The 13,834-nt window shown below is 45.0% G+C and carries 10 protein-coding genes; 4 read left to right on the forward strand and 6 right to left on the reverse strand.

The window, feature by feature from the left end; all coding sequences use genetic code 11:
* Positions 1 to 5: 5 nt before the first annotated feature.
* Together AC0VYT_RS03110 and AC0VYT_RS03115 are read right to left on the reverse strand one after the other, a co-directional pair.
* Positions 6 to 1,211 (reverse strand): acetyl-CoA C-acetyltransferase, encoded by a 1,206-nt coding sequence (locus tag AC0VYT_RS03110; RefSeq protein ID WP_005016063.1) that lies wholly within the window; start codon positions 1,209 to 1,211, stop codon positions 6 to 8.
* Positions 1,212 to 1,399: 188 nt separating this feature from the next.
* Complete coding sequence (locus AC0VYT_RS03115; RefSeq protein WP_005016061.1) at positions 1,400 to 2,410, reverse strand: AraC family transcriptional regulator; 1,011 nt, start codon at positions 2,408 to 2,410, stop codon at positions 1,400 to 1,402.
* A gap of 205 nt (positions 2,411 to 2,615) precedes the next feature.
* Between AC0VYT_RS03115 and AC0VYT_RS03120 the strand changes: the two genes are divergently transcribed.
* From AC0VYT_RS03120 to AC0VYT_RS03130, 3 genes are all read left to right on the forward strand, one after another.
* On the forward strand, positions 2,616 to 3,749 hold the full coding sequence (locus AC0VYT_RS03120; protein ID WP_005016060.1) for a CaiB/BaiF CoA transferase family protein: 1,134 nt from the start codon (positions 2,616 to 2,618) through the stop codon (positions 3,747 to 3,749).
* A gap of 149 nt (positions 3,750 to 3,898) precedes the next feature.
* Positions 3,899 to 5,542, forward strand: coding sequence for a nitrite/sulfite reductase (locus AC0VYT_RS03125; RefSeq protein WP_005016058.1), 1,644 nt, complete (start codon positions 3,899 to 3,901; stop codon positions 5,540 to 5,542).
* Positions 5,535 to 6,026, forward strand: coding sequence for a DUF934 domain-containing protein (locus tag AC0VYT_RS03130; RefSeq protein ID WP_005016056.1), 492 nt, complete (start codon positions 5,535 to 5,537; stop codon positions 6,024 to 6,026). Before AC0VYT_RS03125 ends, AC0VYT_RS03130 begins: the two co-directional genes overlap by 8 nt.
* A 61-nt stretch (positions 6,027 to 6,087) precedes the next feature.
* On the opposite strand, the gene AC0VYT_RS03135 is transcribed toward AC0VYT_RS03130, so the two are convergent.
* The 3 genes from AC0VYT_RS03135 to yccS form a co-directional block, all read right to left on the reverse strand.
* A complete protein-coding gene (locus AC0VYT_RS03135) occupies positions 6,088 to 8,697 on the reverse strand; it encodes a PepSY domain-containing protein (protein ID WP_005016054.1) in 2,610 nt (869 codons plus the stop codon).
* Positions 8,698 to 8,865: 168 nt separating this feature from the next.
* A complete protein-coding gene (locus tag AC0VYT_RS03140; RefSeq protein WP_005016053.1) occupies positions 8,866 to 9,426 on the reverse strand; it encodes a hypothetical protein in 561 nt (186 codons plus the stop codon).
* 86 nt (positions 9,427 to 9,512) lie between these two features.
* Positions 9,513 to 11,684, reverse strand: coding sequence for a YccS family putative transporter (gene yccS, locus AC0VYT_RS03145; protein ID WP_005016050.1), 2,172 nt, complete (start codon positions 11,682 to 11,684; stop codon positions 9,513 to 9,515).
* A 138-nt stretch (positions 11,685 to 11,822) separates the two neighbouring features.
* Here yccS and AC0VYT_RS03150 point away from each other — a divergent pair, with 138 nt between their 5' ends.
* Entirely contained in the window at positions 11,823 to 13,031 is a 1,209-nt protein-coding gene (locus AC0VYT_RS03150) for a multidrug effflux MFS transporter (RefSeq protein WP_005016040.1), read from the forward strand.
* A gap of 40 nt (positions 13,032 to 13,071) precedes the next feature.
* Here AC0VYT_RS03150 and AC0VYT_RS03155 read toward each other — a convergent pair whose 3' ends face one another.
* Positions 13,072 to 13,776, reverse strand: coding sequence for a nitroreductase (locus AC0VYT_RS03155; protein WP_005016039.1), 705 nt, complete (start codon positions 13,774 to 13,776; stop codon positions 13,072 to 13,074).
* Positions 13,777 to 13,834 lie beyond the last annotated feature (58 nt).

Here is a 13,834-nt window from a genome sequence, read left to right on the forward strand (position 1 = left end):
TCTCCTTATACGCGCTCGATAATAGTAGCAATTCCCATGCCGCCGCCGACACATAAAGTCGCCAGGCCACGTTTTTTATCCTGACGCTCCAGTTCATCTAGTAAGGTCCCAAGAATCATGGCGCCAGTTGCACCTAGTGGATGTCCCATTGCAATTGCACCGCCATTGACGTTTACTTTGGCTGGGTCAACCTTGAGCTCATGAATAAAGCGCATGACCACTGCTGCAAAAGCTTCATTGACTTCAAACAGGTCAATATCATCAATACTCAGTCCAGCCTTTTCTAGTGCTTTACGTGCAGCAGGTGCTGGCCCGGTTAGCATGATCGTCGGATCGGTGCCAACCAGAGCGGTCGACAAGATTTTAGCTCTAGGTTTCAGATTCTGTTCTTTCACTGCTTTATCAGAGGCAATCAGTACCAGTGCAGCGCCATCAACGATACCAGAAGAGTTTCCGGCATGATGTACATGATGAATCTTTTGTGCTACCGGATATTTTTGTAGGGCTACTGCATCAAAGCCCATTTGGCCCATCATTTCAAAGCTCGGATTAAGTTTGGCTAGCCCTTCAGCCGTGGTATTCGGCTTGATAAATTCATCTTCTGCCAGAATGACAACACCTGCTTTGTCCTTAACCGGTATTACAGACTTTTTGAAATAACCACTGGCCTGGGCTTGTGCAGCTTTCTGCTGTGAATGTAGCGCAAAGTGGTCTACGTCTTCACGGGTATAGCCGTCCAGTGTAGCAATCAGGTCAGCTCCGATACCCTGTGGGACAAAACCACTGTGTAAATTGGTTTCCGGGTCAAGTGCCCAAGGACCACCATCTGAGCCCATCGGTACACGTGACATAGACTCGACACCACCTGCCACCACCAGATCCTCCCAGCCAGAGCGAACCTTCATTGCCGCCATATTGACCGCTTCAAGGCCTGAAGCACAGAAGCGGTTAATTTGTACACCGGCAACGTCATCATTCCAGCCCGCTGCGACAGCTGCGGTTTTGGCAATATCTGCCCCCTGGTCACCTACAGGCGTTACACAGCCCAAAACAATATCATCAACTTTAGAAGTATCAAGCTGATGACGATGCTGTAATTCGTTGAGTAATCCGGTGAGCAGACTGATCGGTTTAACTTCATAAAGTGAGCCGTCTTTTTTCCCTTTTCCTCGCGGGGTGCGAATGGCATCAATAATATAAGCCTCGCTCATAATTTTTCCTTTTTATATTGAATGACTGGTTTTTCTAATTTTTGAGTGTACTGCAAAGCAAACAGAGTGCAATGACGAGAACGAATCAGGCTAAATGTTGGTTTTTGCCAATACTGAATATAAATAATTATAAAAAAGCCCAAGTGTTTACACCTGGGCGGAGGAAAATTCGGAAATTGAGTTAAGACTTAATGATAACCATGTAATTGGCGGTACAGACCCGGGGTGACGCCAGTCCATTTCTTGAAAGCGCGGTGGAAGGTGCTGGTTTCACTAAAACCGACCTGCTGTGCAACATCTTCCAGGGTTAATTCCGGATTAAGCAGCAGGTGAATGGCAGCATCGCGGCGTAAGGCATCTTTAACTCCCTGATAGCTTTTACCTTCTGCGGCCAGACGGCGGCGCAGGGTCTGCGGTGACAGATAAAGCATGGAAGCAACATCGTTTAAGGTTGGCATCTCTTCGCCAATCTGGCTCTTTAACACATCACGAATACGCGATGTAAGAGAATTTACATTTTTGAATTTCACCAGCAGTTGTGCTGGCGCAGTTTTCAGGAACTCTTCCAATGACTCATCATTCTGACGAATGGGCAGGTCCAGATAGTCGGCAGCGAAAGTTACTTCAGTACGTGGTGCATCAAACTGCATGACCGGCGCAAAAAATAGCGCATCATATTCATCTGCATGGGCAGGGCGGGCATAACCAAAATGTACCCGTTCTAGCGGTATGCGGCGTCCGATCAGCCAAGAAGCCAGACCATGCCAGATCATCAGCATACTTTCAGTAATAAAGTGGTCCGGGTCCATACTTTTAGGAATTAATGGCACCAACCGTGCTTCATGCTTGTCACGCTCTAGCGTAACTGACCATTCATCACCAAACAGCTTATAAAACTGTGAAGAAAGTTCTAGTGCATCACCGAGAGTTTTGGCATGTATAATCAGCTGGCACATAATGGCAAAGGTGCCGAGCCGACGTGGCTGTACGTCAAAACCGACGTGTTCATCCTGAGTGACCATCCATAGCATTTTAATGAAACGGGTGTACTGTTCAGGCGAGATACGAGCTTTCGGCTGGCGTAGCAGTTCGGCCTCGATACCGACATGTGAAAGTAAGGTTTCTACATCCATGCCGAGGCGTTTTACACCAGTCAGAGCCGCATTAACGAAATGGATACTAATCGTATCACGGCTCATGTTAAATCCTTCAGTCTCTTTTATGTTCACGTGTGGTTGACCTAAATGACGCTAAAAATTATTTAATTGGCAATTTACAATAGGTAGACTACCATTTTTACATGATAAATTGCCGAAATGATCAAGGTAAATGGCTGAACATGACATTGTTTACCCGATTTTATCTTTTTAAGATGAAATGAAACCTTATCTGGATAAAACAATAATGACTACCCCCTTAAATGGACTGAAGGTACTGGATTTCTCGACTTTATTGCCTGGACCTTTTGCCAGTTTGTATCTGGCCGATCTCGGTGCAGAAGTTATTCATGTCGAGTCTGCAACTCGCCCCGACTTGATCAGGCTTTTACCGCCTTATGCTAATGGACAGGCAACTGCACACAGTTATTTAAACCGGAATAAACAGTCAGTAACTCTGGATTTGAAAGATAAGACCAGTATTGAACTGATCAGGCAAAAAATAAGTGAATTCGATATTGTAGTGGAGCAGTTCCGGCCAGGCGTAATGAAACGTTTAGGCCTAGACTATGCTGTACTGGCCGAACTTAATCCGCGACTGATTTATTGTTCAATCACTGGCTATGGTCAAGATGGTCCTTATAGGGACCGGGCAGGACATGATATTAACTACCTTGCTGTTGCTGGTATCGCAGGCCATAGCGGACGAGAAAAAGATGGTCCACCCCCTCTGGGCATTCAGGTGGCAGATATTGCAGGAGGCTCACTCCATGCAGTCATCGGTATTCTCACTGCAGTGATCGAGCGTCAGCAAAGCGGACTCGGACAATATATTGATATTTCCATGACAGACTGTGTAGCGACTTTAAACAGTATGGCTGCTTCCGCTGCTCTGGCCGGGCAAACTCCGCAGATGCCAGAACAGGAACACTTAAATGGCGGGACATATTATGACTATTACCAGACTAAAGATGGCCGTTATCTATCTGTCGGCAGTCTGGAACCGCAGTTTATGCAAGGTCTGGCCCAAGTCTTGGATCTTCCTGTTCTGCTAGAAAAAGGTGCTTCTTTTGATAGTGATGACCGAAAACAAGTCAAACAGGCTATTCAAGCTAAAATCTTAAGGAGAACCTGGGCAGAGTGGAGTAATACTTTTGCAGCACTGGATATTTGTGTCGAACCGGTGCTGAGGCTGGATGAAGCCCTAAATTCTCCTTTAGCACAAGCCCGTAAATGGATTGTTCAAGTGCCTGTAGCAGCAGACCTGAAAAAAACCGAACCGCAGCTGGCTTGTCCTATCAAGTTCTCCCGATCACAAGCACGCTATACATTTAGCGGTCAGAGCCTAGGAGAGGGAAACTGGCCTGAATCGTCTCAGTAAATTGCACAGGAACAGGTAGAATAACAACTGATCATCGTGTTTTGGCTCTTTATCAATAAAACCGCTATTAAATATGTAAAAAACGCATTTTGTTGATGAACCAAAGCTCGTTATGCTATCAGCCGTTATAATGAATCTAGCCGTACGCCATGTATTTATATACTGATTTCGATCAACAGCTGGTCAATGAACGCGTTGCACAGTTCCGTGATCAAACAGAACGTTATTTAGCCGGTAAACTTACCGAGGATGAGTACCGTCCACTGCGCCTCCAGAATGGTCTATATGTACAACGTTACGCACCTATGCTGCGTATGGCGGTACCTTACGGCCTAATGAATTCCAAGCAGTTAAGAAAAATTGCTGAAATTTCAAAAAAATATGACCGTGGTTATGCACATGTTTCTACCCGTCAGAACATCCAGCTGAACTGGCCGGCACTTGAAGATGTGCCTGATATTCTGGCTGAACTGGCAACAGTACAGATGCATGCGATCCAGACTTCGGGTAACTGTATACGTAATACGACGACTGACCAGTATGCCGGTGTGGTTGCAGGCGAGATTGCTGATCCGCGACCAACTTGCGAGCTGATCCGCCAGTGGAGTACATTTCACCCGGAATTTGCTTTCCTGCCGCGTAAATTCAAGATTGCTGTTTCAGCACTTGCAGAAGTTGACCGCGCTGCGACTGCGTTTCACGATATTGGTGTTTATATTATACGTAATGCACAGGGCGAGCTGGGTTATAAAATTATGGTAGGTGGCGGTCTGGGCCGTACTCCTATCATTGGCAGTGTAATCCGTGAATTCCTGCCACGTGAAGACCTGATTGCGTATCTGGAAGCAGTATTACGTGTCTATAACCTGCATGGACGCCGTGACAATAAATATAAAGCACGGATCAAGATTCTGGTTAAAGCCCTGACACCACAAGTATTTGCAGAGAAAGTCGAAGCCGAATTTGCACATACTCGTGAAAGTCTGAAAATTCAGCCAGAAGTTCTTAAAAAGCTGGATGAAGAATTCACACCATTTGATTACCAGAATCTGGCTGATGAAGACTTTGCTGAACTGTTTGAAGCTCATCCTAAGTTCAAGCACTGGTTTAATATCAATACCCATGCTCATAAAGTGCAGGGTTACCGTATTGTAACCATTTCGCTCAAGCGTGCTGGTGTGGCGCCTGGTGATATGACTACGGAAGAGATGAATCTGATTGCTGACCTGGCAGACCGTTATACCTTTGGTGAACTGCGTACTACCCACGAGCAGAATATTGCGCTGGTCGATGTGCCACAAAAAGACCTGTTTGAATTATGGCAGACTCTTGATGCACAGAACCTGGCACGTGCACATATCGGATTCCTGACAGATATTATCTGCTGTCCGGGCGGAGATTTCTGTTCACTGGCAAATGCCAAGTCTATTCCGATTGCTGAAGCGATTACCCGCCGTTTTGAAGACCTGGATACGCTGTATAATCTGGGTCAGCTTGATCTGAATATTTCAGGCTGTATGAATGCCTGTGGTCATCATCATGTCGGTAATATCGGTATTTTAGGGGTAGACAAAAAAGGCGCTGAGTTTTACCAGATTACACTCGGTGGTAATGCTGACCATGACGCTTCTATTGGCGACATTCTCGGGCCTTCATTTGCAGCTGAAGTGGTACCAGATATTATTGAAGAAATCTTAAATACATATCTGGATTTGCGTACAGACAATGAAAAATTCATTGATACTTACCGCCGCGTAGGAATTCAGACCTTTAAGGAGCGTGCATATGCTTAATACAGCATTACCTGTGCTTTATAAAGATAGCACGATTGCGGATAATACCTATCAGCTGATTGGTGAAGATGGTCAGTTACCTACGGGGGATGTCCTACTGACTACAGCACAGCTGGAGCAGCTGGCACAAGTACAAGGTAAAAAGGCACTTTATTTGACAGTCAATGACTCACCAGAAGATCACCAGTTTCCGTTAAATGCACTGGATGCCATCTTTATTGAGTTTGCCGGTTTTAATGATGGCCGTGGTTATTCCTTTGCAGCGTTACTGCGTCGTCAGGGCTTTCAAGGTGAACTACGTGCAGTAGGTGATATTTTTAAGGACGTTTTGAACTATATGAAACGTTCCGGCTTTGACAGTTTCGTGGTTAAGGAAGGTAAAGATGTTGAGGAAGCTGCGGCTGGTCTGCAAGACTTTACTCATCCTTATCAGGCCTCGACGGGCGTAGGACAGGCAAATTATCAGACGGGCCTTTTCCGTTAATTTCAAAACTTGTAAATAAAAACCGGGCTATATGCCCGGTTTTTTACATCTAGTCTAAAGTTTAATAAACATCACGGCGATAGCGGCCATTTTGGCGAAGATCATCCACACAGCATTCACCCAAAATATCGATCAGGGCCTGATCTACATCGCTTGCCATTCCGTTAATACTGCCGCAGACATAAATTACTGCGCCACGTTCAATCCAGTTTTTTAGCTCTTCGCTATGTTCACGTAAAATATGGTGTACATAAATACGCTGCTCCTGATCACGTGAAAAGGCCAGATCCAGACGTTGCAACATACCTGTAGTTTGCCACGCTTCTAGGGTAGACTGATAGAAGTAGTCACAGTTGCGTTGGCGCTCACCAAAAATCAGCCAGTTTTGCGTATAGTCTTGGCGTACACGGCTGTGCAGCAGGCTCATCAGTCCTGCGATACCTGTTCCATTACCAATACAGATAATTGGACGATTATCATCGATCAGATGGAAAGATTCATTGGTACGAATGCGTAGTGCCACCGGTGAGTGTAAGGGTACATGCTTGGTCAGCCAGCCTGTCCCCAAACCAAGACCATCTGCTCCTTCACACTGACGTACCACCAGACGCAAAACCTGCTGTGAAGGTATACTGGCAATCGAATACTCGCGTGAAGGCAGGGCAGGTAACTGTTCCAGTAACTGATCAACGCTATTAAAGACTTCAACCGTTCCGGTCAGGTCACGATCCCATAAAGCCTCTGCAAGGCTCATATTTATTGAATTTACTTGCGTATTGCCATCCAGCTGATGCTGGTTCAGAAAGTCTTGAATACGTGCTTGGCTATTGCCCGGCTGTATCTCGGCAATATCGCCCGCCTGCCAGATTACATCATGCTTGGCTTTCAGCTCGACATTATAGGCCGGACGACCCAAGCTGCCCGGATTAAGCAGCTCGCGCTTATCCAGTATCCACTGGTCAAATACTTTTTCAATATTCATGTTGCTTAAATCAAGCCGGGTAGCCCGAGCCAGGGCCTGATTCCAACGCTGAATATCTTCATTACTGCCATTATTAATTTCAATGACATCAAATAGGGGATGAGCACCAGAGCGTTTTAACCAGTGATTCACCTCATGCCCAAAGCTGCAATAACTGTCAGGATATTCCTGTGAACCCAAGGCCAGAACAGCATAGTTCAAGTGGCTTAAATCCAGATCACTCTTCATTAGCTTTTTAACAAAACCAGTGGCCAGATCTGGAGCTTCACCAGTACCGTAGGTACTCACTACAAATAATACATGCTCTGCCTGTTTAAGGTCAGCCTCATGCAGCTGCTGTATCGGTTTGACAGTAACCGGTTGTCGGGCTTCTTGTAAGCTGGTTGCAGTACGCCACGCCAGCTGTTCAGACATACCGGTTTGAGTAGCATAGGTAATGAGCCAGGATTTTGCATTCGGATCAATAGAATGAGCAGTACTGCTGTTACGTGCAGCCTGTGTCAGTTTTTTCTGCTTGCGGCGTTTTAAATACAGCATCCAGCCTGTAACAAAGAAGAGTGGCATGGCCAGTGCTGCCAGCATAACCAAAAACTGATAAACCGATCCAAAGAAACTGCCCCGGTGCACGGGTAACATGCTGCTCATGATTTTTTCATTCAGCTTTTTATCTTCATAAAGCTCAAGATTTTCAAGTTGAGACGTCCGATAATCGAAGACTGCTTTATTGCGGGCGCGCTCATGTTGAGGCACAGCATCTGTAAAGGACAGCTCAATTTTACCATCCGGTTTTTTAGGTAATGTCAGGGTCAGACTTGAATATTCACGTCCAATTTGTGTATTAAAGCCTGTCCAGGCTTGAGTCAGTGCCAATTGTACCTGTTCGGGAGGAAGGCCCTGACCACGCTTACGATCAGCTTCACGGTCACCTGTCTGCTGTCCACCGCTTCTACCGGTAGACGCTTGCAATTCTTTTTCTTGCCCTCGTGGCTGGTTACCTCCCTGTAAAGCAGGCTGTTCACGTTCTACACCCAGTACCTTAAACATACCATTACGCCACCACTCATATGACCAGAATAAGCCGGTACAGGCCAAAATCAGATAGAAGATCACTACCCAAGTCCCAACTACGGCATGCAAATCCCAGATAAAGTTGCGTCCCTTTAAGCGGGGTTTAATGAAAAACCACTGACGCCATGAATGTTTTTTGGGCCAGCGCAAATAGAGTCCGCTTAGCACAAAGAAAATCAGCATTAATGTACAGGCACCGGTAATCTGTTTGCCGACCGGGCCTACTGTTAGATTACGGTGCAGCTGCTGAATAAACTGGAAAAACTTGCGTCCTTGAATTTCAGGTAGAACTTCTGCGGTATAGGGGTTTACCATCATGTTATAACCGCGGCGCTCTCCTTTTTTCTCGATATTGACTGTAGAAGAAGCAGCTGGATCAGTGTCGACTGTAATACTGTTAATTTTAAGCTCAGGCGACTGCTGATGGAAATGTTGATACAGCTCGGCAGGTGTCAGCTTGTCACGTTGTTCGGCCTGAACTACATAACTGTCCTGATTAATCCATTTTAAGATTTGCTGTTCATAGGAGTAAATTGCTCCCGTTACTCCCATAATCGAGAGAATCAGCCCCGCAGTAATCCCCAGAAACCAGTGAACTTGGAAAAATGTTTTTTTAAACATGTGCGTAGTGGAATTATCATGTGCCAAGAATGGCACCGATTATAAACAAAAATTAAGTAGATAAAATGGATTTTGCGATTAATAGACATTCTCATTATCATTTATTTTAAGTAATTTATAAAAAACCTCCATAAGCAGGAGGTTTTTTAACTCTGAATTTTAAAATACTCAGATGGTTTTAGGTTCACCCACCGCTTCTTTGAGATGCTTGCGAATAACGGCAAAAGAGAAATTCTTGCTGTCCATACGCTTTGGCAGGATATATGCACCTGGCTGATCTTTTACTTTAAAATTCATCAGAATAAAGTCCGGCGCATCATACCATTCATAAACATCTTTCCAGCCGATGGTTCCTACACCTTCCTGCATACCCATTTTCTGGCGCATAACAATGCCATGTGGCTGAACGCCCAAACGAATTCCCTTGATTTCCTGAACCGGAAATTCAGTCATTTTGCGCTTAACATACCACTCCAGACCATATTTGCGTACCAGCAGGTAAAGCGCTACACCAACCAGAGCTACCCAGCAGAAAATGGTTGAGTAGTTTTTAAGAAAGATAATCCCCAAAATAGCCAGAACGGCAATTACGCCCATAATGGCCCAGGCTTTCATACCGATCTTGTTGGTACTACGCCAGATCAGCAACTGAACCTGACGCTGTTCGGCTTCTGAAACTTCGTAATTGACCGGCTGTAAAGTATAGCTATAAGTATTTTTCGCGTTCATAGTGCAAATAATGAATGGTAAACTCTTCAAAGTTTAGCATTAATTCTGCCCGTTCAGGGAGTATATTGTGCCAATTTAAGACTGAATTACAAGGAAGCCAATTCGGTCGCAGCATTATCCTGCTCATTGCTAAGGCTTTGCTTGAGCGTACTGAGCTGTTGCAAAATACTGAGCATTAGTGAAAGTTGTTGCAGAATAATCAGAGACTTTTGATCTTCTTCATGATTTTGTCTGAGACGTTCGCGAGTTGCAATGAGTATATTCTGGGCACTCAGGTCTGGTGTCTCATCACGTAACAGAGCGCCGCGTATGTCATCTAAAGCCTGATCTAGCAGTTTAAGAATCTCTTGGTCTTTTACCTGTTCCCGATGAGCACCTAATGCTGCGATGTAACTTAAAAAGGTATGGCTCAGACATAAAAATTCGAATGCCCGACTTTTCTGTAACGGATCAAAATCGGGTTCAGTTGCCAAGGTAGAAATGAGAGATGCCATTTCAGCATCGGTATTGTGCGCGCTACGGCGAACAATCCGATAGGTTAAACCATTGTTACGGCCCTCATGATATTGCTGAACGACTTCATTTAAATAGTCGCACTGTGCACTGAGTGCTCGCTGAATACTGCGTGGCAATCGGCGAAATTTCCAGTCAGGCCAGATAAAGCTGACACCGAACCATGCCAGCGCGCAGCCGATTAGGGTATCTATCATACGCGGTAAGGCGGCGGTAAATCCCATTCCGTCCAAGTTGAAGTTGATAAGGGCTAAGATGGTAATGAATGCAGTAGCTTGGGCATATTGTTTACTGCGCAGCTCAAAAAACAGAACGCCGCTTAATACCAGTAAACAAAGCTGGCCTTCTATTGAAGGTACAAAATATAAAATGGCATATCCAATAATAATACCGACCAGTGTACCTACAATACGCAAACGTAAGCGGCGCTTGGTAGCATTAAAGTTGGGCTGGCTTACAAATAGGGCGGTGAGCAAAATCCAGTAACCATATTGAATATTGGTGAGTTGTACGAACACATACCCTATAAACAGTACAATTGATAAACGCACAGCATGGCGAAACAGGACAGATTCTGGTGTCAGATGCTGCTTGATACGAATTACAATATCATCCCAGCCTTTTAAATCATCATCTTTAAGCTGGTTTTCAAGGTATCTGCTTCTTTCAACTACATAACGTTCAGTTTCAACATTACGCAGCTGGGCATCAATCGATTTTAGGTTGCGATACAAGGCAAACAGTGCATTTACCCAAACCTGATCATAATACTGTTCGTCCCGCAGCTTCTCTAATGAAATACGCAGGTTTTCAAATGCATGCTTGAAGCGGCGGTTATGCTGGTACGTCGTCCGCTTTAAAATACTTTCACCCAAGTCTTTACAGGCCTTGCCCTGAATAGTGAGAATGCGCTGAAAACGAAACAAGATGTCACTATGTTCAAAGATTTTCGCAAGTTTCTGATAGTCAATATGAGCTGAGTCAACCCGCTCATGAATATCTTGGGCCGCAAAATAATAGTGCAGACTGCGACGGGTATCACGTTGACCCCGGTCACCTTTTAATCGGGTGAGCAGGGCAGTTTTCATTTCATTGAAAATACCCACAAGCTTGCCGTTTTCAAGTGACAGGTCAATCATACTTTGCTGATAGCTGTCGGATGTCATATCAACATCAAACAGGGCAGATTTGGCAAACAGGAAATCACCCAATGCCGAATAGCATTGGGAAAGTTTATCCTGTACCTGACGTACTGGAAACAGCAGGAAACTGATGGTGGAAATCACTCCATACCAGACTGCGCCTGCGACCAAGAGCAAAGGCTGGTTATACCAGTGATCAAACAGGTGTACTCCCAGCATTGAGTAAACTGAAATAACCAGACAGCCATATGAAATAGTGGCATAACGCCGGCCCAGAGAACCGAGCAATATCCAGCCAATACAGGAAATGATCAGCCCGATTGCAAACAGGACTGGATAGGGAAACAGAAACTGGATAGAAGCAGCCGTGATAAAGAACCCGATATAGGTATAGACTAGATTCATAATCCTGACTGAAAAACGGTCATCAATATCACTTAGTGCAGCCGCGACTACACCCAAAGTTAAAGGAATGGTCGCCAGTTGCTGACCCAGCAGATAAGGCACAAATGCGGTTGCAGTAAAGGCAATAATCATGCGCACGTTATACATGAAGGACGTATTATACGTGGCCTGCTGAACACGGGTAAGCCAAGCTTTCAATCGACACCTTTTTAAGAACAGGTTGTATAAAAATTATTCAAAGGCACTGCATAATGTGAAACTTCACGAATCACTATGACAAATCATACTATGGAGCGTGTAAGCTTGTCTTTAATCTTATAAATTCATCAATCATCTATGGACCTATCCAAGGATAATAGCCGTTCGCACTACAGCTTGCCGTGGCTGATGCTGCTGGCCTCGCTGACTGCTTTAGGCCCGCTTTCGATCGACATGTATCTGCCGGCTTTACCCGGCATGGCAGAGGAATTTGGCGTCAGTACACAAATGGTGGCCAATACCTTGCCAGCCTATTTCTTGGGACTTGCTGTCGGGCAGTTGATTTATGGTCCGGTCAGTGACCGTATTGGACGGAAAAAACCTCTCTATTTTGGTTTGCTTCTGTACGTCGTGGCCAGTCTGCTATGTGCATTCGCTACCAGTGAATGGAGCCTGATTTTCAGCCGAATATTACAGGCTCTAGGCGGATGTGTGGGTGTTGTGATTGCCCGTGCTGCAATCCGTGACCGGCTGGATGTTCAAGCTTCTGCACAGGCTTTTGCCAGTATGATGATTGTGATGGGAATCGCGCCTGTTATGGCACCGGCCTTAGGCGCCTGGCTCCTCATCTATTTTGAATGGCATGCTATTTTCGTTGCCTTAGCTCTGATTGGGATAATTTGCTGTATTTGTGTCGCTTTATTTTTTAAGGAAACCCTGCAACCTGAACGTCGTTTAAAGTTAAGTGCGAGACAGGTGCTCAGTTTATATAAAACAATTTTTCAGGATAAAAGTTTCCGTGGTCCGATGGTGATTGGCTGTTTTACTGGCGCAGTACTGTTTTGCTATATCAGTTCAGCTGCATCCGTCCTGATTGATCAATATCATCTAAGTCAGCAGCACTTTGCCTATGCTTTCGGATTTAATGCTGTAGGGATTACCCTATTTTCATCCATTAATAAACGCTTGGCCCGAAATATGTCGATCATACAGCGTTTAAAGCTTGGTGGAATTCTCCAGTTAATGGGTGTTTTTATTCTGCTTGGTGCAGGACTGTATGACGATACTGCACTTGCTATTGTGATGTCAGGACTGTTTCTGGCTGTATCGGGTATTGGTTTTACCGGACCAAATGCAATGGCCTTGGCGATGGCCGAGCAAGGCAGTCGTGCCGGTACAGCCAGCGCAATCATGGGGAGTATGCAATTTGCCTGTGGCCTGGTTGGCGGATTAATCCTGAATTTTCTGTTCTGGAGCCCCCTGCTAAATATGGCACTGGTAATGCTGTTCTTTATCGTAATTGGTGTGGCCAGTATATTTAAAACTAGAAACTCTCTAGCTCTTTAAGGATTAAAGTTAAAGGAATCTATAAAAGATCTCTTGTGGTTTAATCCAGAAAAACTGCAAAATTTTCTACCGGTTCGCGTGGAGTAATAAACGTATTAACCAGTGCTTCTGGGTCTGCGTAACCTAGCGCAACTGCGCAAACCAGTTCTTCATCTTCCGCAGCGCCCAGAATTTCTAAAACCAGGGGGTGAAAATGATTCCAGGCAGCTTGCGGGCAAGTATCTAAACCGCGAGCTTTAGCGGCAACCATCACATTCTGAATCATCATGGAAATATCCATCTTCGACCCGATTCCCATAATTTTATTAACGGTAAAAAACAGGCCAACTGGTGCATCGAACAGTTTGAAATTACGTAACTGCTGCTCAGCCATTTTTTCTTTTTCTCCTTTTTGAATGCCTAGCAAACCATATAGTCCCCAGCCATTCTCACGACGCCGGTCAATAAAAGGGGAAATCCAGGTAGAGGGATAATAGGCAAAAGTTTCTTTATATTGTGCTGCCAGTTCTGGATGTTGACTGCTTTCAATCTGGGCCTGACATACGGCTTCAACTAGAGCATCACGCTTTTGGCTATAAACAACATATACTTTCCAAGGCTGAGTGTTGGTACCGGAAGGCGCATGGCTGGCTACTGAAAGAATATCCCGAATCAGTTTTGGGTCTACTGGAGTGGATAAAAATGCGCGGACTGAATGACGGGAAGTGATGGCTTCATCGACATGGCGAACTTGCTCAGGGTTCATAAAAATACCGGGTTCAGGCTGATTTATAGTTACTTCTACTATATACAATAGTCTTATA

Source organism: Acinetobacter sp. QJM3NY_42 (assembly GCF_056173745.1).